This window comes from Sulfitobacter sp. BSw21498, from assembly GCF_006064855.1.
Taxonomy (GTDB): Bacteria; Pseudomonadota; Alphaproteobacteria; order Rhodobacterales; family Rhodobacteraceae; genus Sulfitobacter.
This window is the reverse complement of record NZ_CP040753.1, coordinates 2991265-3012184: the sequence shown is the minus strand read 5'-3', so window position 1 is coordinate 3012184 and position 20920 is coordinate 2991265. Positions and strand designations below refer to the sequence as shown.

Here is a 20920-nt window from a genome sequence, read left to right as displayed (position 1 = left end):
AGGGCCGCGTCTGACGCGGCCCTTGTTTCATGCGCCACCAGGTCCTCTTTAAGGAAGCAGGAACAGCGTGATTGCGGGGAACATCACCAAAATCACCACTCGGACGATGTCGGAGCCGACGAAATACATCACGGCTTTATAGGTCTCTGTCATCGGGGTTTCACGGTCCATCGAGTTGATGATGAACAGGTTCATCCCCACCGGCGGCGTGATCAGCCCGACCTCTACTACAATCAACACAAGTATGCCGAACCAGATCGCCAGATGCTCGGGGCTCATCCCGAAATCCATCGCCGAGATGACGGGAAAGAAGATCGGCACCGTCAGCAGGATCATCGACAGACTGTCCATAAGGCAGCCAAAGATCAGATAGAACACAAGGATCACGACCAGCACGAACCACGGGCTATAGCCCTGCCCCACAACCCAATCAGCCATGAACTGGGGCACCCCTGACAGCGCCAGAAAGCCGTTATAAAAGCCGGCCCCCAACACAATAAAAAAAATCATCCCTGTGGTTTTGGCCGTTCCCAACAGACTGTCACGCAAAACCGCCCAGTTCAGGCTGCCTGCCAACAATGCTGCCAGACCGGTTCCCGCAGCGCCCACAGCCGCCCCTTCGGTTGGCGTGAACCACCCCAGATAGATACCGCCCACAACGACGAAAAAGATCACCATCACCGGCCACGTGTTCGCCAATGCCTTGAACCTTTCGCCCATGGGCACCGCAGGGCGCACCCCCGCCGACTTGGGGTGCAAGCACACATAGATCGAGATGGTGATGACATAGCCGATGGCGGCCAGAACACCGGGCAGAAACGCCGCTAGAAACAGCTTGGCGATATTCTGTTCTGTCAGGATCGCATAGATCACCAGAATAACCGAAGGCGGGATCAGGATACCCAAGGTGCCCCCTGCCGCCAGTGTCGCCGTGGAAAAGCCGCCGGAATACCCATAGCGCCGCAGCTCGGGCAGCGCGACTTTTGACATGGTCGCCGCTGTCGCCAGCGAACTGCCACAGATCGCGCCAAAGCCCGCACAGGCCCCCACGGCAGCCATCGCCACGCCGCCCCGCCTGTGCCCCAAAAAGCTTTCGGCGGCTTTGAATAGCGCTTGGCTCATGCCAGAGAGGGTCGCAAATTGCCCCATCAGCAGAAACATCGGAATGATGCTCAGCGAATAGCTGGAAAACGTCGTGTAGGTCTCTGATTTCAGCTTTGCCAGCAACGGCGTGGGGTTGCCCCCCATCGCCAGAAACCAACCGCCGAACCCGCACAGCAGCATCGCCAACCCGATCGGCGCACGCAGAAAAATCATCAACAGCAGCACTGGAAACGACCAAAAGCCCAGTTCTAGATTGGTCATCTCAGTGTGCCCCTTGTTCGCTCGGCAGGATATCGGTGCCGCGGGCTGCCTCGATCACCCGTATCACGGCGCAATAGACAGCCACGACACAGGCAATCACGCCCGAGGCAAAGCTCGCGGCATAGGCCCACCACACGGGGAACTGCAGGAACAAGGTCGTCTCTCCATTGCCCAGATAGCGCTGCATCCCCTCGTACAGCCGCCAGATAACCAGCAAGATTACTGCCGCCAGCACGATCTCCCAAAAGGCGATGATCCAACGGTTCGCACTGCGCGGCAGAAGCGAGGTGAACACATCCACAGAGGCATGCGCCCCATAATACTGGCAGACCGGCAGGAACGAGAAAATCGCAAAGGCGACGCCAGCCTCCAATACCTCGTAGTTTCCGTTGATCTCACCGATGCCAAGGTCGATCAGCCCTTGGGACAAGCCCGTCAGCTGCTCTTGAAGGAACGTGCTGTGCAGCATCTTGTTGACCGTGCGCCCGATGATTGACGCTGTGGTCATCAACACCAGCGCAATCAGCACCAGCCCTCCGATCACCGCGGTGAACCGGGCAAGAAAATGTATCAGCTGACGCATGGGTCTCTCAGTCTTGTCAGGGTATTTTGGTGGCATCAAGCCATCAGGCCCGCAGCGCAGGGATACGCCGCGGGCCTGTTTCACGCGCTACGGATTACTTACCGTAAGCGTCCATCAGCTCACGCGCTTCGTCGATCAGCGCTTGGCCGTCGATGCCCTTGCTGTCCATATCGGCAATCCAGCTGTCATAGATCGGCTGCGACGCATCGCGCCACACGCGCGTTTCTTCTTCGTTCAGCTCGACCACGTTGTTGCCCAGATCTATAGCCACCTGACGCGCAGGCCCATCGGCATCCGCCTGTGTGCCACCGGCAAAGACAGAGAATTCCAGACCCGAGTTGTCATCCAGAACTTTTTTCAGTTCGTCCGACAGCCCGTCATAGCGGTCCTTGTTCATCGCCAGCACAAAGGTCAGCGTATAAAGCGCGGCACCGTCAAATTCGGTGTGGTTCGTTACCAGCTCGGGCACTTTCAACGATGGCGTCACTTCCCACGGGATCGTGGTGCCGTCGATCACACCCTTGGACAGACCTTCGGGAATCGCCGGAACCGGCATACCAACAGGTGTCGCGCCCGTGATCTCAAGCAGCTGATTCACCAGACGCGACCCGCCGCGGATCTTGAGACCCTGCATATCGTCTGGCGACCGGACTTCGGCGTTCGTGTGCAACAGGCCGGGACCGTGGACCCATGTTCCCAGAATATGCACATCCTTGAACTCGGCGTCTTTCATGTGCTTTTCGAACATCTGCCAATAGGCAGAGCTGGCCGCGCGGGCGTCCGTCACCATAAAGGGCAGCTCAAACACTTCGGTCGTCGGATAGCGGCCCGGGGTATAGCCCACCACGGTCCAGACGATATCGGCCACGCCGTCAATCGCTTGGTCCATCAGCTCTGGTGGTTTACCGCCAAGCTGCATTGAAGGGTAGCGTTCAATCTTGATCCGGTTGTCACTGGCCGCTTCAACCTTGTCAGCCCAGACATCCAGAATAAGTTTCGGCACATTGGCCTGTGGCGGCAGGAACTGGTGCATCCGCAGCGTGACCTCTTGCGCCAGTGCGCCGGTCGCGCTCATGCCAACGGCAAGGGCCGCACCCGCGATCCCCATCAGGGCTCTTCTCATCATCATCTAACTCTCCCAAGTTCAGTCAAAGACGGACCCCTCTGTTGCCGAGCGGTTCCGAGCATCTCGCTGAGCAACACTTGACACCAGCAACACGCGTTTATCAATCATCTGTGACGTCGCCCGATGAAAAACACGCGACGGGGCAAAGCTGGCGGGTTGGGCGCAAAGCTATCTTTAATAAAAACAAGGGGGGTGATGGTGGCGTTACCTGGATTTGAACCAGGGACCTAACGATTATGAGTCGTTCGCTCTAACCAACTGAGCTATAACGCCATCGGCGCTCCGAGTATGACAGGCTTCGGCCCCCGTCAAGAGCCAAAGCCAATCTTCTTCAATTATTCGCCTTCGCGAACCGTATCGATCATGCGCTGCACGTTGTCAGGATCGGCATCCGGCGTGATCCCGTGGCCAAGGTTAAAGATATGCGGCCCCTTGGAAAAGGCTTTGACGATCTGGCGCGTATCGTCCACCAGCGCCTGCCCGCCCGTGACCATATGGGTCGATGCAAGATTGCCCTGCACACATCCGTCAACCTGCACATGCTGCGCCGCCCAATCCGCCGAGACAGAGTTATCCAGCGCCACACAATCCACGCCCGTTGCCTTGGCAAACCCGATGTATTTATCACCCGCCTCGCGCGGGAAACCGATGATCGGAATACCGGGATGCCGCTTCTTCAGTTCTTGCGTGATCTCGCGCGCCGGCGCGACCGCGTATTTCTCGAACGCATCGCCGGGCAACGATCCAGCCCAGCTGTCAAAAATCTTCATCACTTCGGCCCCTGCGTCAATTTGCGCAGACATATATTCGATCGTCGCCTTGGTAATCAGGTCCAGCAGCTTTTCAAAAAGCGCGTTATCTTGCGTGCGCAGCAGATGCGCCGGCCCCTGATCCTTGGTCCCCTGCCCTGCAATCATATAGGTCGCCACGGTCCAGGGCGCGCCGGCAAAGCCGATCAACGTCGTCTCGCGCGGCAGCGCAGCGGTAAGGTTGCGCACCGTCTGATAGATAGGGTTCAACGTCTCGTGAATATCACCGACGGGCCGCAGCTTGTCGAAATCCGCCTGCGTGGTGACCGTCGACAGGCGCGGCCCTTCGCCAGTGACAAACCACAGATCCGCGCCAAGCGCCTGTGGCACAAGCAAAATATCCGCAAACAGGATCGCCGCGTCAAAGCCATAGCGCCGGATCGGCTGCAGCGTCACCTCGGTCGCGAGATCAGGGTTATAGCACAGCGACAGAAAATCCCCCGCCTGTGCACGTGTCGCCTTATACTCTGGCAGATAGCGACCCGCCTGCCGCATCATCCAGATCGGAGGCACCGGCAACGTCTCTCCTGCCAATGAACGCAGAATGGTTTTGCTTTGCGTATCGGTCTGCGGCATCGGTTATTCCTACTCTTCAAAGGTTTTGTCTTAGGTCAAGATGTAGCGCCCCGATGTCAAGGCAATGGCACCGCTTGTCAGATCAGATCGGCCCCCCTAAAGAAGGGCCATGACTGTGAACCTGCCCACCCCCGAAAACCCTTTGCGCATCGGTACCCGCGGCTCGCCTTTGGCGATGGCCCAGGCCTATGAAACCCGCGCTCGTCTGGCTGCCGCTTTCGAAATCCCGCAAGCGGCTTTCGAAATCGTGGTGATCAAAGTGACCGGCGATGTCATTCAGGATCGCCCGCTCAAGGATATCGGCGGCAAGGGTCTGTTTACGCGCGAAATCGAAGACGACCTGCTGGCCGGCAAGATCGACATTGCGGTCCACTCGATGAAAGACATGCCGACCGTCCAGCCGGGAGGCTTGTTGCTCGACACCTATCTCCCGCGCGAAGACCCCCGCGATGCCTTTGTTGCGCCGACGCTCTCTGCGCTGGATCAATTGGCCCAAGGCGCTGTGGTGGGCACCTCCAGCCTGCGCCGCCGCGCGCAGCTCTTGCACCAGCGCCCCGACCTGAGGGTCGTCGAATTCCGCGGCAACGTGCAAACCCGTCTGAAAAAGCTCGCCGATGGCGTGGCCGAATGCACCTTCCTTGCGGTGGCCGGCCTGAACCGGCTGGGCATGCAGCACGTCCCCGCCACCCCGATCAACGATACGCTGATGCTGCCCGCTGTCGCACAAGGGGCGATTGGCATCGAACGCCGCGCCGGTGATATCGACACCGAAGCCATGCTCGCCGCGATCCACGACACCCCCACCGGACAACGGCTCGCGGCGGAACGCGCCTTCCTGCTGACACTCGACGGGTCGTGCGAAACTCCGATTGCTGGGCTCGCGACGCTTGACGGTGATACGCTGCACCTGCGCGGCGAAGTGCTGCGTCCCGACGGATCAGAGGCGCTGAGCGGTGAACGCAGTGGCCCTATCTCCGAAGGTGGCCTGATGGGTGTCGATCTTGCCCAAGACCTATTGGCGCAAGCAGGCCCCGGATTCTTTGACTGGCACACCAAAAGGTAAGATCGAAACTTATTTCACACGGCGTTTGAAACTAAGCAACGCATGGGCACGTTACTCCGTCATGATCAGCAACTGATCACGATATTAACCCAGGAGAACACCATGACTTTCGCCAAGAAAATGATGACAGCAACCGCAGCGCTGGCCCTGACCACTGGTGCAGCTTTTGCGGATGCACACGCGATGAACCCGATGGTTGGTGGCGCCGAGATGTCTGCCGAAAAGAACATCATTGAAAACGCCGTGAACTCTGCTGACCACACCACATTGGTTGCCGCCGTAAAAGCAGCTGGTCTGGTCGAAACCCTGTCCGGCGAAGGCCCCTTTACCGTATTCGCCCCCACCAACGCCGGTTTCGACCGTCTTGACGCTGGTGCCGTAGAGAACCTGCTCAAGCCCGAAAACAAGGACCAACTGACCGAAGTCCTGACCTGCCACGTGGTCGGCAAAGCTGTAATGGCCGAAGCCCTGCAAGGCATGATCAAGGATGACGGCGGCGAGCACCCCGTTCCCACGCTGGGTGGCTGCACGCTGCAAGCATCCTATGCTGACGACGGCCGCATGATGCTGGCCGATGAAAACGGCAACGCGGCGTTTGTGACCATTGCCGACGTCAAACAGTCGAATGGCGTGATCCACGTGATCGATGGCGTGATGCTGCCAAAGCAATAAGCTGACACCAAACTGACCGAAAAGGCCCCCTACTTGCACAGTCGGGGGCCTTTTTTATTCCAGATGGCTCAAATCCCGGGGGAGCCCGCAGGGCGGGGGCTGGCCCCCTTACACCCACTTCGCCAAAGGCGGCAGGCTCATGAGAACCGCATTGGCGTCATGGCCGGTTTCCAGCCCGAATTTTGTGCCGCGGTCATAGACAAGGTTATATTCCGCATAAAGCCCGCGATGCACCAGTTGCGCGTCTTTGTCGGCGTCCGACCAGTCTTGGGTGATCCGCTCTTGCACCAGCGGCAGATAGGCGGGCAGGAACGCGCGACCAATGTCTTGGGTCAGGGCAAAGTCGGCCTCCCAATCCCCTGTCGCGTGATCATCCATAAAGATCCCCCCCACCCCGCGTGCGCGGTGACGGTGCGGGATGTAGAAGTACTCGTCCGCCCATTCCTTCAGACGTGGGTAAAGATCGCGCCCGTGCGGGTCCAGATGCGCTTTTTGGACAGCATGGAAATGCGCCGTGTCCTCGGCATATTCGATACAGGGGTTCAAATCGGACCCGCCGCCAAACCAGCTGGCATGGGGCGTCCAGAACATGCGGGTGTTCATATGTACCGCAGGGGCATGGGGGTTTTGCATATGCGCCACCAGACTGATGCCTGATGCCCAGAACCGCGGGTCTTCGGTCATGCCGGGGATGCCCTTGCGCGCCGCCATGGCGGCCTGCGCCCGCTCACCCAATGTGCCGAAAACAGTCGATACATTGACGCCGACTTTCTCGAACACCCGCCCGCCGCGCATCACGCTCATCAGGCCACCGCCCGCATCGCTGCCATCGTCGCTGCTGCGTTTAGTCGGGGTTACCTCGAATGTGCCAGCGGCCGCATCTGACAGCGGCCCCTCGGCGTGGTCACGCTCCAGCGTTTCGAATGCCTCCACGATCTGGTCGCGCAGGCTGCGGAACCAATCAGCGGCGCGGGTTCTTTCCGCCTCGAAATCATCGGTCATGCGCAAAGCCTTTCGTTGCTGCGTTTTTAGTGTGCCGGCGCGTCCACGGCGTCCAACAAGGACCGCCCCCCGTCCACCACGATCACTTCTCCGGTCAGAAAGCTTGAACTGTCGGCAGCAAGATACTGGATCGTATCGGCCAACTCCGACGGAGAGGCGATGCGCCCCAGCGGCGTGTGATTGCGAATGTCGTCGCGCCATTCACGGTTCTCGGCGCAAGACGCCTTTAGCGAGCCGCTCATCACCGACCCGAAGGCGACGGCGTTCACGCGGATGCGGTGCGGCGCCAGTGTCAGCGCCATTGAACGCGTCATCTGTTCCAGCGCTGCTGCCGCCATGGAATAGGCCATCAGCTCGGGCCGTGTGTGCCGCGAGGTCGTCGAGCTCAGGTTGATGATGCTGCCAACAGCGCCGCCCTCTTGCCCTTCGGCTTGTTTGATCATGCGTTTGGCGACCTGCTGTGTCAGCTGCATCGCGGTCATCACGTTTTCCTGCCACAGGGTTTCAACGCTGGTGTCGTCGCCGTCCAACGCATCCGTGGGCAAAAACTGCCGCGATGCGTTCACCAGCACGTCGACCTCGTCAAAGGCATCGATGGTAGCGGATACAAGGTTCGCAATGGTCAAACGTTGCCGCAAATCGCCCGCGAAAAAGCGAATGTTGCCCTCGTCCTTGGCATCTCCCAATTCTTCAATCAGCGCTTTCTCGTCGATGTCGGCGCACATCACATTGGCACCTTTGTCGGCAAACTGACGTGCAATCGCCAAGCCGATGCCGTTTGCGGCCCCTGTGATGATGACGTTCTTGCCAGATATTGAGAATGACATAACTCGTTCCTTAATCAGCCGCAGCCAACCTACCGACGCTTGCGCAAGGGCCGTGCCGCGTGAAACAGTTTAAACCGCGCATCGCCGCCGATTTCCTCGACATGGGCGAAACGGGTTTTCAACTCTGCCTCATAGGGCAAATGACGGTTTGCCACCATCCACAGTTTGCCTTGGGGCGACAGAATGCGTGCTGCGGTGGCAACAAAAGCCTGTCCGATTTGTGGTTCAGCGGCGCGTCCGATGTGAAACGGCGGGTTCATGATGACGCCGTCCAACCGGTGCGGCGGCTCCCAGCTGGTGGCATCCTCCCAATGAAAAGACGCGCGGTCATCGGTGACATTGCGGCGCGCGCATTCAAGCGCCAGATGCCCTGCCTCGACAACATATAGGTTTTTGATACCCGGGCGTGTCAGCGCGTGCGCCGACAAAAAGCCCCAACCGGCCCCCAGATCGGCGACCTCGGACCCCAGCTTTTCGGGCAAGGCATCAACCAGCAACGCTGACGCCAGATCGACGCCATCTGCAGAAAAGACCCCCGGTGCAGTCCAAAACCCGCCCTCTGTCAGTTCAGGGCCTCGACGCCAGTCGGCAAAAAATTCTGCCGCGGGCTCAGATATCCAGAACATCTTGCCATGTGCCTTGGAAATCGGGCCCTGCACCGTCACGCGGTCGCGCATCTCGCGCAGGACACTATCGGCCCCGTCGGTCTTTTGTCCGTCGATCACAACGATCCCGTCGCAGACCTCGCAGGCGGCGGCGATGACAGCGCGGGCTTCGGCCTTGGCGCGTGGCAAGCACACGATACAGGCCGCATAGCGGTCCTTGATCGTGCGCACGACATCATAGCCTCGTGCCGCCCACGCATCGTAATCAGGCTTAAAGCCATGGATGATCTGAACGCGGTCCTTATCAAGGCCGGGCAAATCACTGTCACGGGGGGGCTGAAAGACGGCAATCGTCCCTTCAGCCGGCAACTCAAGACCACCGCCGTCAAGCGCCAGGTGCAGGCGTGCATCAATCACGTGTTATTCTTCTTTTTCCATAGTGCATTGCAGCGGGTGCTGGTGACGTCGGGCGAAATCCATCACTTGCGCGACCTTGGTTTCGGCGATCTCGTGGCTAAACACACCCACGACCGCCAGCCCTTTTTTATGCACGGTCAACATGATCTCGAAGGCCTGGGCGTGGTTCAGCCCGAAAAAGCGTTCAAGAACGATCACCACAAACTCCATCGGGGTGAAATCATCGTTCAACAGCATCACCTTGTACAAAGGCGGCCGCTTGGTCTTTGGTTTGGTCTTGGTCAACAGATCGGTTTCATCGTCGTCCCGATCTTTGCCCGCCATCATAAGATCATCAAGGCGCATTGCTGCTCCTGCCTGAGAAGTCGTTTCAAGTGAGTCGTATAGGCGTCTATATAACCCTAAAGCAGAATTAGAAAAGAGGGCGCGCCAAAGATGGGTAATCCGCTAACGACCATCGGTTTTGATGCCGATGACACTTTATGGCACAACGAACGTTTCTTTGCTTTGACACAGGTCAAATTCGCCGAACTTCTTGCGGATTATACAGACCGCGATAGCCTGATGGACCGGCTGCTTGATGCAGAGCGCCGCAACATTCCGCACTACGGTTTTGGTATCAAGGGGTTCACCCTGTCGATGATCGAAACCGCAATCGAGGTCACCCAAGGCCGCGTGCCCGCAGATGTCATTTCACAAATACTCGCGGCGGGCCGTGATATGCTGGCGCATCCGGTCGAATTGCTGCCCGATGTCTGTGAAACCCTAGAGGTGCTGCAAGATACCTATACCCTCGTGCTCGTGACCAAGGGCGACCTGCTGGATCAGGAACGCAAGCTTGCTGAATCCGGACTGCGCGGGATGTTCAGCGCGATAGAAATTGTGTCGGACAAGACCCCGCAAACCTACCAGCGCATCTTTGACAGCCACGGGGACGGTCCGGCCCGCGGCATGATGATCGGCAACTCGATGAAGTCCGACGTGGTGCCGATGATCGATGCGGGCGGCCATGGCGTCTATATCCCTCACGGTATCACCTGGGCGCTGGAGCACGCCCCCGCGCCAAGTGATTCGCCCCGCTTCCATCAGATCGCCCGACTGTCCGAGGTGGCAAAGCTACTGCCCTGAACTTTGCTGGATTCTCGCCGCACCTTCGCTGCGTTGTCGCCCAACTCCCGCCACATTCCTGCCGCAATCGCCTCTATAGCGGCGGAAGATTGAGCATACGCTACATGTGCTGCCCAAAAATCGCCGCTTTTGAGGAGCCTGCCACATTGGACGGGTTTATCGAAATTTCGACCTATGATACGGTGACCTTAATAAAAATGGTCAGTCGAAAAATCGGCGGCTTAGGCAGAGCAAAGGCAGTTGTTATGAGAGTGCGGCGTGTGCAGCCAGCCCGGTTTGGGCTATTCATCCTTGCGGCAATATGGATCTTGATGATCTTGCCACTAAGCGCAATGGCGGCCCCCTATGCCGCTTATGTTATCGACGCCCGTACCGGCGAAGTGCTGCATTCCCAAAACGCCGACACCCGTCTGCACCCGGCCTCCCTCACTAAAATGATGACGCTTTATATCGCATTCGAGGCGATTAAACGTGGTGAGATTTCGCTGGACAGCAAGGTCAAGATCACCAGCCACGCCGCGTCCGAACCGCCCAGCAAACTAGGGCTGAAATCGGGTCAAACCATCTCCCTGCGCTACCTGATCCGCGCGGCTGCGGTCAAATCTGCCAATGACGCCGCCACGGCCATCGGCGAAGCAATCGAAGGCTCCGAGGCAAATTTTGCACGCCGTATGAACCGCACTGCCAAAGCGCTCGGCATGACCAACACCACCTTCAAGAACGCCCACGGCCTGACAGAGTCCGGCCACATGTCTACCGCGCACGACATGACCATCATGGGCCGCCACCTGCTCTATGATCACCCCGAATACTACAACCTGTTTTCGCGCATCACGGCTGATGCCGGCGTGCGCAAGGTCAGCCACACCAACCGCCGCTTTCTCGGCTCCTACAAAGGCGCTGACGGCATCAAAACGGGCTACACCCGTGCCGCGGGCTTCAACCTCACGGCCTCTGCCGAACGGGGCAATGAACGGGTGATCGTGACAGTTTTCGGCGGCACCTCGACCAGTGCGCGTAACGCCAAAGTAACCGAGCTGATGGATCTGGGCTTTCGCCGCGCCCCGACTAGCGCGCCTTTGAACAAACCCTCCAAACCAGCCTATGCCGACATCGAAGACACGCCTGTCGCCTCCAACGGGGGGGCTGGCAAAGTCATCCGTCTTGTGGGCGCGGTCACCAGTTCCAAACGCCCGACCTTGCGTCCGGGTCATCAGGCTCAGGTCGTTGTCGCAACTGCCGAAGCACCGCAAGCGACCTCGCCTATTCTGAATGCCGACATCACCGCCGCGCTGCAAGAGGCGCAGAAAACCGCGCCAGCCGTCGTCGCACAGGCCCCTGCCCCCGAACCCGAAGCAGAAACCCTGCTGGCCGCTGTCTCTGTGCGTCCGACCCTGCGCCCCTCTGCCGCCGCATCGCTGGTCGAAACAGCCGCTGTCAGACAGATCACCCCCAAAGCGCCCCCCGCACCCGAAGTCATCACGCGGGTCTCCACCTCTGGTGGCCGTCACTGGGGCGTCAATGTGGGTCGCTACCCCAGCCGCTATGCCGCAGAGAAAATCCTGCTAAAGACCGCTTTGTCTGAAATTTCGACCCTCGACGGGAGCCTGCGCAAAGTCGTGCGCCGCCCACAGGGGTTCGACGCCAACTTCCTTGGCATGACCCGCGAGACAGCCGATCTGGCCTGCCGCCGCTTGGTCGCACGTAATGTGAACTGCTTTATGATCGGGCCAAGCTCCTAAGCTTGGCCTGCTCAGGTCGTCGCCTGCAACAAGGTGCGCGTATACTCTGACTTTGGGTTGTCATAAAGCGTATCAACGTCGCCGTATTCGACCACATCCCCCCGCTTCATCACCATCACCTTATGCGACATCGCGCGCACGACCTTAAGGTCGTGGCTGATGAACAGATACGCCAGCCCGTATTTGCGCTGTAGATTGCGTAGCAGGTCCACGATCTGCACCTGCACGGTCATGTCCAGCGCCGAGGTCGGCTCGTCCAGCACCAGCAGTTTGGGCCGCAGCACCATCGCCCGCGCAATCGCGATCCGTTGACGCTGACCGCCGGAAAATTCATGCGGATACCGGTCCATCGTGGCAGGGTCCAACCCCACCTCGATCATCACATCATGCACCAGCTCACGCGGGTTTCGGTCCGGGTCGACCTTATGCACGCTCAGCCCTTCGGCGATGATCTGCATACAGGTCATCCGCGGCGACAGGCTGCCAAACGGGTCCTGAAACACGATCTGCATATCCTTGCGCAGCCGGCGCAATTGCCCCGTGGACCAACTGCGCACGTCTTGCCCCATAAAGCGGATGCCCCCTTCGGAGGCGATCAGCCGCATGATGGCCAATGCCAGCGTCGTCTTGCCAGAACCGGATTCGCCGACGATGCCCAAGGTCTCTCCGGCGCGCACAGATAAAGAGGCGTCGTTGACCGCCTTCACGTGATCCACGGTCTTGCGCATGAACCCCTTCTGGATCGGGAACCAGACCTTCAGATGGTCGGTACTGGCAATGACTTCGGCATCTTGTGGCACAGGGTCGGGGCGGCCCGATGGTTCGGCCCCCAGCAGCTTGATCGTATAGGGGTGCTGCGGGTTCTCGAAAATCTCGTTCGTGGGGCCGTGCTCAACGATCTCGCCCTGTTTCATCACGCAGACGCGGTCCGCAATGCGCCGCACGATCCCCAGATCATGGGTGATGAACAACAGGCCCATGCCCTCGCTGTCTTTCAGCTCTTTCAACAGATCAAGGATTTGCGCCTGAATGGTTACATCCAGCGCCGTGGTCGGTTCATCCGCGATCAGCACGTCGGGCTTGTTGGCCAGCGCCATCGCAATCATCACACGTTGCCGTTGCCCACCCGACAGCTGGTGCGGGTACGCCCCCAGCCGGCTTTCGGCGTCAATGATCCCGACCTTGTCCAACAATTCTAGAATCCGCGACCGCGCTGCCGCCCCCGCCACGCCCTGATGCAGCGCCAGTGATTCCGACAGCTGTTTCTCGATCGTGTGCAGCGGGTTCAACGATGTCATCGGCTCTTGGAAGATAAAGCTGATGTCATTGCCGCGCACCTTGCGCAGCAGCTTTTCATTCGCGCCGACCATCTGCTGCCCGTCATACAGCACCGATCCCGAGACCTCCGCGCTGTCGCCCAACAGCGACACCGTGCTCAGGGCTGACACGGATTTACCCGAACCGGACTCCCCCACCAGCGCCACGGTTTCTCCGCGCTGCACGGAAAAGCTCACGCCCTTGACCGCATGGGTCAACGCACCTTCCTGACGGAAGGACACGCGCAGGTCTTCAACTTGCAGCACCGCAGCGGACGGGGTCGAAGGCGTCATGAGAACGTCTTTCTCGGGTCAAAGGCGTCGCGGATTCCTTCGAAAATGAAGATCAGCAGCGACAGCATGGTGGCAAAGGTAAAGAACGCGGTAAACGCCAGCCAGGGCGCTTGCAGGTTCTGTTTGGCTTGCAAGGTCAGCTCGCCCAAAGACGGTGCCGACGACGGCAGGCCGAAGCCCAGAAAATCAAGGATCGCGAGCGTGCTGATCGTGCCGGTAATGATAAACGGCAGCATCGTCAGCATCGCGACCATCGCGTTGGGCAGCATGTGGCGGAACATGATCGTCATATTCCCCACTCCAAGTGCGCGCGCCGCACGCACATATTCAAGGTTACGCGCCCGCAGGAATTCCGCACGTACAACACCCACCAGCGACGTCCAACTGAACAGCACCAGCAAGAACACAAGCAGCCAGAAACTGCGTCCCAGAATGGCAAACATGATGATGATCACATACAGCGACGGGGTCGACGTCCATATCTCGATCACGCGCTGGAAAATCAGATCGGTCCAGCCGCCAAAGAACCCCTGCACCGCCCCCGCGATGATCCCGATCAGCGATGCCGCACCGGTCACGATCAAGGTAAAGATAATCGACAGACGGAACCCGTGGATCACCCGCGCCAGCACGTCACGCTTGGTGCCATCGGTGCCCAGCAGGTTCTGCCCGTTGGGCGGCAGCGGGGCCGCACCGGGCCGGTCCACGGCGGTGTTAAAGCTATACGGAATGGGCGGCCAGATCGACCAGCCCGCCGCAATCGCCTCGCCCGCGACGTCGCCATCCTGCGCGTCTTCTATGATCCCCTCGGGATCGTCCAGACAGTCGATCAGCCCGCCAGACGCAATCAGACACTGCACCTCGGGGTCGCGGTAGACCGCTTCGGTCAGGAAATCACCGCCGAATTCCGTCTCGGGATAGAACTTGAAAATCGGCATGTAATAGTCGCCGCGGTAGTTCACGAGGATCGGCTTGTCGTTGGCCACAAATTCAGCGAACAGCGAAATCCCGAACAGGATCGCGAAAATCCAAAGGCTCCAATACGCCCGACGGTTGCGGGTAAAGTTACGCCAGCGGCGTTGGTTCAGCGGGGATAGCGCCATAGGGTTCAGCCCTCGCGTTTTTCAAAGTCGATGCGCGGATCAACTACCACATACATCAGGTCAGACAGGATACCGACCACCAAGCCGATGAGGCCAAAGATGAACAGTGTCCCGAACACGATGGGGTAATCCCGTGCGACCGCCGCTTCGAAGCCCAGACGGCCCAAGCCATCAAGGCTAAAGATCGTCTCGATGATCAGCGATCCGCCAAAGAACACGCCGATAAACACTGCCGGAAAGCCCGCGATCACGATCAGCATCGCGTTGCGGAACACATGGCCGTACAGCACTTTGCGTTCTGACAGCCCTTTGGCCCGTGCCGTGACGACATATTGCTTTTTGATCTCGTCGAGAAAGCTGTTCTTGGTCAGCAACGTCAGCGTCGCAAAGGCCGAGATGGTCGAGGCCAGCACCGGCAGCGTGATGTGCCAGAAATAATCAGCGACCTTGCCCAGGGGGCTCAGCTGGTCAAAGTTATCCGAGGTCAGCCCCCGCAGCGGGAATATCTGCCAATAGGACCCACCGGCAAACAGCACCAGCAACAGGATCGCGAACAGAAAACCGGGAATCGCATAGGCCGCGATAATCGCGCCGGATGTCCAGGTATCAAACGCCGTGCCATCCTTGACCGCCTTGCGGATGCCCAAAGGGATCGACACGAGATAGGCGATCAACGTGGACCAAAGCCCGAGCGTGATCGACACCGGCAGCTTTTCCTTGATCAACTCGATCACACTGATCGACCGGAAATAGCTATCACCGAAATCGAACCGCATGTAATTCCACAGCATGTTCACGAACCGCTCTACCGGCGGTTTGTCAAAACCGAACTCTTTCTCAAGCTCTGCGATAAACTCAGGCGGCAGGCCGCGTGCGCCAACGTAATTCTCGTTGCCGCCCGTATCGACCGCATTGCCCGCATCCGATCCCCCGCCCGAGAACCCTTCGAACACGTCACCGCCGCCCTGAATACGCGCGATCGCCTGTTCAACCGGACCACCGGGCACGAACTGCACCAGTGCAAAGTTGATCAACATGATCCCCAGCAAAGTCGGAATGATCAGCAACAGCCGTCGAAGAATATATGCGCCCATGACCGGCGTTTACCTCAGTGCGCCCGCAGCGCGCAAGGCGTCTGCTTTGTCCGCGTCGTACCACCAGAAATCGAGATAGCCCAAAGCATAGGGCGGCTGCGTTTCGGGGTGGTCGTACTGGTCATAATAGGCCGTCCAGAAGCTGTCGTTATACCAGGTCGGGATCATGAAAAACTCATACCGCAGCGCCCGATCCAGCGCCATCAGGCTGGCGTCCTCTTCCTCTTTGGTGTCGGCGGCAAGCGACGCGGTCACGATCGCATCGACCAGCGGACTGGCAAGCCCCGCAGGGTTGAACAGCGAATAGGCAGCTGCCTCTGACCCATAGCGCTGTTCCAGCCCGGTGCCCGTGCCCAGAAACGCGGCATAGCTGTCATACACCATGTCATAATCGCGGTCGCGTTCGCGTGCTGTGTATTGGGAGCTGTCGACTTTCTCCAGCACGGCATTGATGCCCATGTTCTGCAAATTCGACATAAAGTTTTCGACGACCGCCGACAGCGTGGCCGATCCGGACGAGTTCAACAAAAACCGCAGCTGCAGCGGTTTGCCCTGCGCATTATAGCGTTTGCCGTCGTCGCCCACGGCCCAACCGGCCTCGTCCAGCAGTTTCATCGCGCGGCGCAGGTTGCGACGGTCCAACAGGCGGCTCGCCTCAGAGGTATGCGGCACTACGGCGTCTTGCGTCAGCAGCGCCTCTGGCACGACATCGCCAAGGCTTTCCAGCAGCGCCAGCTCGGCCCCTTGGGGCGTGCCCGTGGCCATCAGCGGGGTATCTTGGGTAAACGATGCACGCGGTTTGAACAGTCCGTATTGCAGCGATTCATTGGTCCATTCAAAGTTGAACCCCAACGCCACGGCCTCGCGCACGCGCTTGTCTTGCAACACCTCGCGGCCAAGGTTGAACACAATGCCCGAGGGCGTGGGCGGTGACCCGTCGGGAATATCCTCTTTCACGACCTGCCCTGCGGTCACTTTGGGAAAGTCATAGGATGATGCCCATTGTTTCGAGCTGCCCTCGGTGCGGAAGGTATATTCACCCGCCTTGAACGCCTCGAACGCCGAATTCTCGTCGCCGAAGTATTCCACGCGGATGCTGTCAAAGTTGTTGCGGCCCACGTTGAACGGCAAATCCTTGCCCCAGTAATCGGGGTTGCGCTTGTAAACGATCCGACGGTTCACATCGATGCTGTCGATCATATACGGGCCAGACCCGGGCGAGGTTTCAAGCCGCGATTCGTCCAGCCGAGCGCCGGTTTCCTCGTACCATTTTTTGGACCAAGCAGGCACACCGCCGACCTGTTCGATCAGGCTGCGGCGCGACACGCCGGGGCTAAAATAGAACTTGATGGTGTAATCGTCGATCACCTCGACCTCGGGGATCAACTTGCGCACCGCATCGGCATAGGACTTCAGCCCCTGATCAAGTAGCAGGTTGTGGCTGAACGCGATATCATGGGCCGTCACAGGATCACCGGTCGAGAATGTGGCATCCTGGCGCATGTGAAAGATCACCCAGTCCTTGCTCTCGGGGTATTCAAGGCTCTCGCACAGCAGGCAATAGGCTTCGCCGTAGACATCGGCGGGCACGGTCTCTCCGCCAACGCCCTCGCCCAACAGGCTTTCGTACATCACCGTGCTCAGCGCGCCGCCGCGGCCCTTGCGTGAATAGGGGTTCATCGAATCAAACGTCCCAAGCGTCGAGATTGAAATCTCGCCCCCCTTGGGTGCGTCGGGATTCACATAGTCGAAATGGGTGTAATCGGCGGGGTATTTCAGATCGCCGTAAAAGGAATACCCGTGCGAGGTGATGATATCGCCGCTGCCTTGTGCGGTATCATCCTGCCCCCAAGCCGCCCCGCCCAGCATCGCCACCCCAAAGACAAGTAAAGCCGCGCCAGCGACGCGCAGCAGGGGGGTTTGCGATTTTGTGTCAGCACGGGCATGGGTCCGGGGCATCGGGCGTATCCTTTATAACAACGGGCGTAAGGCGGTGGTCTTCGCGGCAGGTGACTGCCGGATACACGCTAACGGCCCGACCGCCCAAGTTACAAGTTGCGAATATGTTACCTGACTGAAAACAGGGCACTTCACAGCAAAAGGCCGCCCACGAGGGGGCGGCCTTGCATTCGGAATATGGGGTGGATCAGTTGTCCAGGCTGTCGAGATAGGCGATGACATCTGCCCGGTCTTCGATCTTGGGCAGACCTGCAAAACCCATGGTGGTGCCCGGTGCAAAACCCGCAGGCTTGGTCAGGAACGCGTTCAGGTTTTCAGGTGTCCATGTGTCCGCGGCTTTCTCAAGCGCGCCGGAATAGGATGCATAACCATCAGCCCCATCAACCGGACGTCCGACGACACCATAAAGATAGGGGCCAACCGCGTTCGCACCGTCTTCGGCCTTGTGGCAAGCGGAGCATTTGCGGAAAACCTTTTCGCCGTTGGACGGGTCAGCCGCGGCGAGGATTTCAGCGAAATCCACTGTTTCTTCGGCGGCACCACCAGCAGAAGCATCAGCCACTTCAATGACATAGCCCTGTTCGCCATGCGCGTTCGCATGATAAAGCTCTTCGCCCGCGAATTTGCCAAGCAGAAGGACAAGCCAAGCGCCAAACAGGCCGGCAGCGATTTTGGTAACGGTCATTGTATCGAACATGCGTGAAGGTCCATCGTTGGTATTCGGGCATCGTATTGCAGGCGTATCTATTGCTTTCCCTTCGTCGGGGCAAGGTGTAGTTACCGCGACCAAACGCCATAGTTGGCAACGACCTGAAGAAGGATGCCCCTGATGACCCATAAAAGCGCGCCGCGCATCGCTTTTCAAGGCGCTTTGGGGGCCTATAGCCACGAAGCCTGCCTGCAGGCCCGCCCCGACATGGTCCCCGTGCCTTGCATGACCTTCGAAGGCGTCATCCGCGCCGTCCGCGAAGGCCGTGCCGATCTGGCAATGCTGCCGGTCGAGAACTCTACCTACGGGCGCGTCGCGGACATTCACCGGCTTTTGCCACAAAGCGGGCTGCGCATCATCGGCGAGGCATTTGTGCGGGTACGCATCAGCCTGATGGCCCATGACGGCGTCAAGCTCGAAGACATCAAACACGTGCGCGCGCATATGGTGTTGATCCCGCAGGCGCGCAGCTGGCTGGATGCCCATGGCATCACCTCAGAGGCCGCAGCCGACAGCGCGGGTGCGGCGGCTGATCTTGCCGTGTCGGATGAACGTGACGTGGGCGTTCTGGCAAGCGAGGTCGCGGCGGATATTCACGGGCTCAAGGTGCTGGCCCGCGACATCGAAGACCTGGACCACAACACCACGCGCTTTTTGCTGATGTCGCCCGAGCTGGACCAGACACGCCGCGCGGACAATATGCTGACCACCTTTGTGTTTCAGGTGCGCAACATCCCCGCAGCGCTGTACAAGGCCTTGGGCGGATTTGCGACGAATGGCGTCAACATGACCAAGCTGGAAAGCTATATGGCGGGCGGGTCGTTCACGGCGACGCAGTTTTACGCTGACATCGAAGGCCACCCCCAAGACCCCGCCGTCGCCCGCGCGATGGAAGAGCTGGAACACTTCACCAATGTGATCGAAATTCTAGGCGTCTACCCCGCGCACCCCGACCGTCACGGCAGATAATCATCCGCCGCCACAGCCCCCTAGCGGGGTTTGTGGTAGCGTTCTTCCATGTCCTTGGCATAGTCGCCAACACGTTTCTTGAACTTCTTGGTCAGCGCGTTTTTGGCCAGCTTCAACGATTGCACCAAAAGACGCGCCGACAGGTTTTGCGGCTTGAGGTCAAGCGCGACCATGATGCGGGTGCGGCTGCGCGACAGGGCGACCAGATCAAAGCTCATGTCGCCGGTCAGCCCCTGCGACCGGGTTTCCAGCTTCATCTCTGTCGGGCGTTCGAAACGGTCCATCTCGACTTGAAGCGCGCGGCGCTTGCCGCGCATGTCAAAGGCAGCTTCCCACAGCATCCCCGCCCCCGGTTCTGCCAACTGATCCACGCGCTGGACCTCGGCACCGCGGCGCATGGCGGCACGTTCGAACTGGTCAAATTCGCACAGCATGTCGAATACCGCATCAATCGGCGCGTCGATGTCTTCTTTGGTTGAAAATTTCATGTTCTGCCTTGTCCGTAGTCTTAACCGAAGGTTGCTTTAGTCCAGCGTATCCGCAAGCCAGTTTTGTAACAGGAAATGGGCAATCGCCCCTTTGCGGGCCGGTTTGATTGTGGGGTGCTGTCCGGCGAAGACATCCATCATCTCTTCTTTGGTGACCCACATTGCCGCTTCGATTTCCTTGGGGTCGATTGTGATCTCGCTGCTGGTCGCCTCTCCGGCGCAGCCGAACATAAGCGATGCGGGAAACGGCCAAGGTTGGCTGGCAAGGTAGCTGACAGCGCCGACCTGAACGCCGGCCTCTTCAAAGACCTCGCGGCGCACCGCGGCCTCGAGCGTTTCACCCGGTTCGACGAACCCCGCCAGAAGGGAGAACATACCCTCGGGCCACCCCGGCGACCGGCCCATCAGGACAGAGTTGCCATGGGTAATCAGCATGATCACAACCGGATCGGTGCGCGGGAAATGCGAGGCGCGGCAAGCGGGGCAATTGCGTTGCCAACCCGCGTCGTTCACCACCGTTTCAAACCCGCAGCGGGCGCAATAGCCGTGGCTTTCATGCCACGCCAAAATCGCCTTGCCCGTCGCGGCCAGTTCGGCGTCGCGCGGGGTGAGCCATGTCATCACCTGGCGCATTTCGACAAACACATATTCGGGCGGCAGCATCGGGTGGCGCTGTTCGCTTTGATCCACAAAAGACCCCAGCTGGCGCGGATCGAATATCTCGTCCGGCATCCACGGTGACAGGTCATAGGCAAAGCGCGCAGCACCGTCTTCGCGCCCCAGCAAGATCGGGGCGGAACCGGCATCGGCCAGTGCGGGATGATCCAGCGGCAACCGCACAAGAGACGCAGGGCGCGCGGGATCAACCAACACCTTGCCCCGCCAGAACAGGATAGCCCGGGCGGCATCATCTGCGCGCAATGCTGCCACGGCCTCTTTGTCGGCGCGGACCTCTCCGGCACGATCCAGTGCGGACCCTCCGAAAGTCACCGTCTCGGCATGCTTCATTCGTATCCTCCCGATTGCGTGGTATATGCCTATTGGCCAAATCCCGCGATGCCAAGGCTGCATGA

Annotated in this window: 20 protein-coding genes and 1 tRNA gene; 5 read left to right on the top strand and 16 right to left on the bottom strand. The window is 59.3% G+C overall.

Annotated features, from left to right (window positions below; translation table 11 throughout):
* Nucleotides 1-48: 48 nt before the first annotated feature.
* The 5 genes from E5180_RS14495 to hemE form a co-directional block, all read right to left on the bottom strand.
* A complete protein-coding gene (locus E5180_RS14495; RefSeq protein ID WP_138925000.1) occupies nucleotides 49-1365 on the bottom strand; it encodes a TRAP transporter large permease in 1317 nt (438 codons plus the stop codon).
* Between the two features lies 1 nt (nucleotide 1366).
* Entirely contained in the window at nucleotides 1367-1948 is a 582-nt protein-coding gene (locus E5180_RS14490) for a TRAP transporter small permease (RefSeq protein ID WP_138924999.1), read from the bottom strand.
* Between the two features lie 94 nt (nucleotides 1949-2042).
* Nucleotides 2043-3077, bottom strand: a complete 1035-nt coding sequence (locus E5180_RS14485; protein WP_171048958.1) for a TRAP transporter substrate-binding protein — start codon at nucleotides 3075-3077, stop codon at nucleotides 2043-2045.
* A gap of 193 nt (nucleotides 3078-3270) precedes the next feature.
* Nucleotides 3271-3347: transfer RNA gene (locus E5180_RS14480), tRNA-Met, on the bottom strand.
* Between the two features lie 62 nt (nucleotides 3348-3409).
* The gene (hemE, locus tag E5180_RS14475) at nucleotides 3410-4459 is read right to left on the bottom strand and encodes a uroporphyrinogen decarboxylase (RefSeq protein ID WP_138924998.1); all 1050 of its coding nucleotides are present in this window, start codon (nucleotides 4457-4459) and stop codon (nucleotides 3410-3412) included.
* A gap of 109 nt (nucleotides 4460-4568) precedes the next feature.
* Between hemE and hemC the strand changes: the two genes are divergently transcribed.
* On the top strand, nucleotides 4569-5522 hold the full coding sequence (gene hemC / locus E5180_RS14470) for a hydroxymethylbilane synthase (RefSeq protein ID WP_138924997.1): 954 nt from the start codon (nucleotides 4569-4571) through the stop codon (nucleotides 5520-5522).
* A gap of 102 nt (nucleotides 5523-5624) precedes the next feature.
* The gene (locus tag E5180_RS14465; protein WP_138925237.1) at nucleotides 5625-6194 is read left to right on the top strand and encodes a fasciclin domain-containing protein; all 570 of its coding nucleotides are present in this window, start codon (nucleotides 5625-5627) and stop codon (nucleotides 6192-6194) included.
* A 108-nt stretch (nucleotides 6195-6302) separates the two neighbouring features.
* Here the strand turns inward: E5180_RS14465 and hemF are convergent, their stop codons facing one another.
* The 4 genes from hemF to clpS are packed head-to-tail and all read right to left on the bottom strand — an operon-like array spanning nucleotide 6303 to nucleotide 9390.
* Complete coding sequence (gene hemF / locus E5180_RS14460) at nucleotides 6303-7196, bottom strand: oxygen-dependent coproporphyrinogen oxidase (protein ID WP_138924996.1); 894 nt, start codon at nucleotides 7194-7196, stop codon at nucleotides 6303-6305.
* A gap of 26 nt (nucleotides 7197-7222) precedes the next feature.
* Nucleotides 7223-8023: an SDR family NAD(P)-dependent oxidoreductase gene (locus E5180_RS14455; RefSeq protein ID WP_093731689.1), complete on the bottom strand. Its 801-nt coding sequence runs from the start codon at nucleotides 8021-8023 to the stop codon at nucleotides 7223-7225.
* 29 nt (nucleotides 8024-8052) lie between these two features.
* Entirely contained in the window at nucleotides 8053-9045 is a 993-nt protein-coding gene (locus E5180_RS14450; RefSeq protein ID WP_138924995.1) for a class I SAM-dependent methyltransferase, read from the bottom strand.
* Nucleotides 9046-9048: 3 nt separating this feature from the next.
* Nucleotides 9049-9390: an ATP-dependent Clp protease adapter ClpS gene (gene clpS / locus E5180_RS14445; protein ID WP_005850026.1), complete on the bottom strand. Its 342-nt coding sequence runs from the start codon at nucleotides 9388-9390 to the stop codon at nucleotides 9049-9051.
* A gap of 90 nt (nucleotides 9391-9480) precedes the next feature.
* Between clpS and E5180_RS14440 the strand changes: the two genes are divergently transcribed.
* Both E5180_RS14440 and E5180_RS14435 read left to right on the top strand, forming a co-directional pair.
* A complete protein-coding gene (locus tag E5180_RS14440; protein ID WP_138924994.1) occupies nucleotides 9481-10173 on the top strand; it encodes an HAD family hydrolase in 693 nt (230 codons plus the stop codon).
* A 245-nt stretch (nucleotides 10174-10418) separates the two neighbouring features.
* Nucleotides 10419-11915: a D-alanyl-D-alanine carboxypeptidase family protein gene (locus tag E5180_RS14435; RefSeq protein WP_138924993.1), complete on the top strand. Its 1497-nt coding sequence runs from the start codon at nucleotides 10419-10421 to the stop codon at nucleotides 11913-11915.
* Between the two features lie 11 nt (nucleotides 11916-11926).
* Here the strand turns inward: E5180_RS14435 and E5180_RS14430 are convergent, their stop codons facing one another.
* The 5 genes from E5180_RS14430 to E5180_RS14410 form a co-directional block, all read right to left on the bottom strand.
* Nucleotides 11927-13525: an ABC transporter ATP-binding protein gene (locus tag E5180_RS14430; RefSeq protein WP_138924992.1), complete on the bottom strand. Its 1599-nt coding sequence runs from the start codon at nucleotides 13523-13525 to the stop codon at nucleotides 11927-11929.
* Nucleotides 13522-14628: an ABC transporter permease gene (locus tag E5180_RS14425; RefSeq protein ID WP_138924991.1), complete on the bottom strand. Its 1107-nt coding sequence runs from the start codon at nucleotides 14626-14628 to the stop codon at nucleotides 13522-13524. Before E5180_RS14425 ends, E5180_RS14430 begins: the two co-directional genes overlap by 4 nt.
* Before the next feature lie 5 nt (nucleotides 14629-14633).
* The gene (locus tag E5180_RS14420) at nucleotides 14634-15722 is read right to left on the bottom strand and encodes a microcin C ABC transporter permease YejB (protein WP_093731683.1); all 1089 of its coding nucleotides are present in this window, start codon (nucleotides 15720-15722) and stop codon (nucleotides 14634-14636) included.
* A 9-nt stretch (nucleotides 15723-15731) separates the two neighbouring features.
* Nucleotides 15732-17681, bottom strand: a complete 1950-nt coding sequence (locus E5180_RS14415) for an extracellular solute-binding protein (RefSeq protein WP_138924990.1) — start codon at nucleotides 17679-17681, stop codon at nucleotides 15732-15734.
* A 187-nt stretch (nucleotides 17682-17868) separates the two neighbouring features.
* Nucleotides 17869-18378, bottom strand: a complete 510-nt coding sequence (locus tag E5180_RS14410) for a c-type cytochrome (protein ID WP_138924989.1) — start codon at nucleotides 18376-18378, stop codon at nucleotides 17869-17871.
* Between the two features lie 132 nt (nucleotides 18379-18510).
* On the opposite strand from E5180_RS14410, the gene E5180_RS14405 reads away from it, so the two are divergent.
* Complete coding sequence (locus E5180_RS14405) at nucleotides 18511-19359, top strand: prephenate dehydratase (protein ID WP_138924988.1); 849 nt, start codon at nucleotides 18511-18513, stop codon at nucleotides 19357-19359.
* A 20-nt stretch (nucleotides 19360-19379) separates the two neighbouring features.
* Here the strand turns inward: E5180_RS14405 and E5180_RS14400 are convergent, their stop codons facing one another.
* Nucleotides 19380-19847 carry an SRPBCC family protein gene (locus E5180_RS14400; RefSeq protein WP_138924987.1) on the bottom strand — a complete coding sequence of 156 codons (468 nt, stop codon included), beginning with the start codon at nucleotides 19845-19847 and terminating at the stop codon, nucleotides 19380-19382.
* A 36-nt stretch (nucleotides 19848-19883) separates the two neighbouring features.
* The gene (gene nudC / locus E5180_RS14395; RefSeq protein ID WP_138924986.1) at nucleotides 19884-20855 is read right to left on the bottom strand and encodes an NAD(+) diphosphatase; all 972 of its coding nucleotides are present in this window, start codon (nucleotides 20853-20855) and stop codon (nucleotides 19884-19886) included.
* Nucleotides 20856-20920: the final 65 nt, after the last annotated feature.

Coding starts and splice junctions, on each gene's coding strand:
- nudC (WP_138924986.1), bottom strand. CDS start 20,855: ATGAAGCATGCCGAGACGGTGACTTTCGGAGGGTCCGCACTGGATCGT.
- hemE (WP_138924998.1), bottom strand. CDS start 4,459: ATGCCGCAGACCGATACGCAAAGCAAAACCATTCTGCGTTCATTGGCA.
- E5180_RS14400 (WP_138924987.1), bottom strand. CDS start 19,847: ATGAAATTTTCAACCAAAGAAGACATCGACGCGCCGATTGATGCGGTA.
- E5180_RS14430 (WP_138924992.1), bottom strand. CDS start 13,525: ATGACGCCTTCGACCCCGTCCGCTGCGGTGCTGCAAGTTGAAGACCTG.
- E5180_RS14410 (WP_138924989.1), bottom strand. CDS start 18,378: ATGTTCGATACAATGACCGTTACCAAAATCGCTGCCGGCCTGTTTGGC.
- E5180_RS14415 (WP_138924990.1), bottom strand. CDS start 17,681: ATGCCCCGGACCCATGCCCGTGCTGACACAAAATCGCAAACCCCCCTG.
- E5180_RS14485 (WP_171048958.1), bottom strand. CDS start 3,077: ATGATGATGAGAAGAGCCCTGATGGGGATCGCGGGTGCGGCCCTTGCC.
- E5180_RS14490 (WP_138924999.1), bottom strand. CDS start 1,948: ATGCGTCAGCTGATACATTTTCTTGCCCGGTTCACCGCGGTGATCGGA.
- E5180_RS14455 (WP_093731689.1), bottom strand. CDS start 8,023: ATGTCATTCTCAATATCTGGCAAGAACGTCATCATCACAGGGGCCGCA.
- E5180_RS14465 (WP_138925237.1), top strand. CDS start 5,625: ATGACTTTCGCCAAGAAAATGATGACAGCAACCGCAGCGCTGGCCCTG.
- E5180_RS14435 (WP_138924993.1), top strand. CDS start 10,419: ATGAGAGTGCGGCGTGTGCAGCCAGCCCGGTTTGGGCTATTCATCCTT.
- clpS (WP_005850026.1), bottom strand. CDS start 9,390: ATGCGCCTTGATGATCTTATGATGGCGGGCAAAGATCGGGACGACGAT.
- hemF (WP_138924996.1), bottom strand. CDS start 7,196: ATGACCGATGATTTCGAGGCGGAAAGAACCCGCGCCGCTGATTGGTTC.
- E5180_RS14405 (WP_138924988.1), top strand. CDS start 18,511: ATGACCCATAAAAGCGCGCCGCGCATCGCTTTTCAAGGCGCTTTGGGG.
- E5180_RS14440 (WP_138924994.1), top strand. CDS start 9,481: ATGGGTAATCCGCTAACGACCATCGGTTTTGATGCCGATGACACTTTA.
- E5180_RS14425 (WP_138924991.1), bottom strand. CDS start 14,628: ATGGCGCTATCCCCGCTGAACCAACGCCGCTGGCGTAACTTTACCCGC.
- hemC (WP_138924997.1), top strand. CDS start 4,569: ATGACTGTGAACCTGCCCACCCCCGAAAACCCTTTGCGCATCGGTACC.
- E5180_RS14495 (WP_138925000.1), bottom strand. CDS start 1,365: ATGACCAATCTAGAACTGGGCTTTTGGTCGTTTCCAGTGCTGCTGTTG.
- E5180_RS14420 (WP_093731683.1), bottom strand. CDS start 15,722: ATGGGCGCATATATTCTTCGACGGCTGTTGCTGATCATTCCGACTTTG.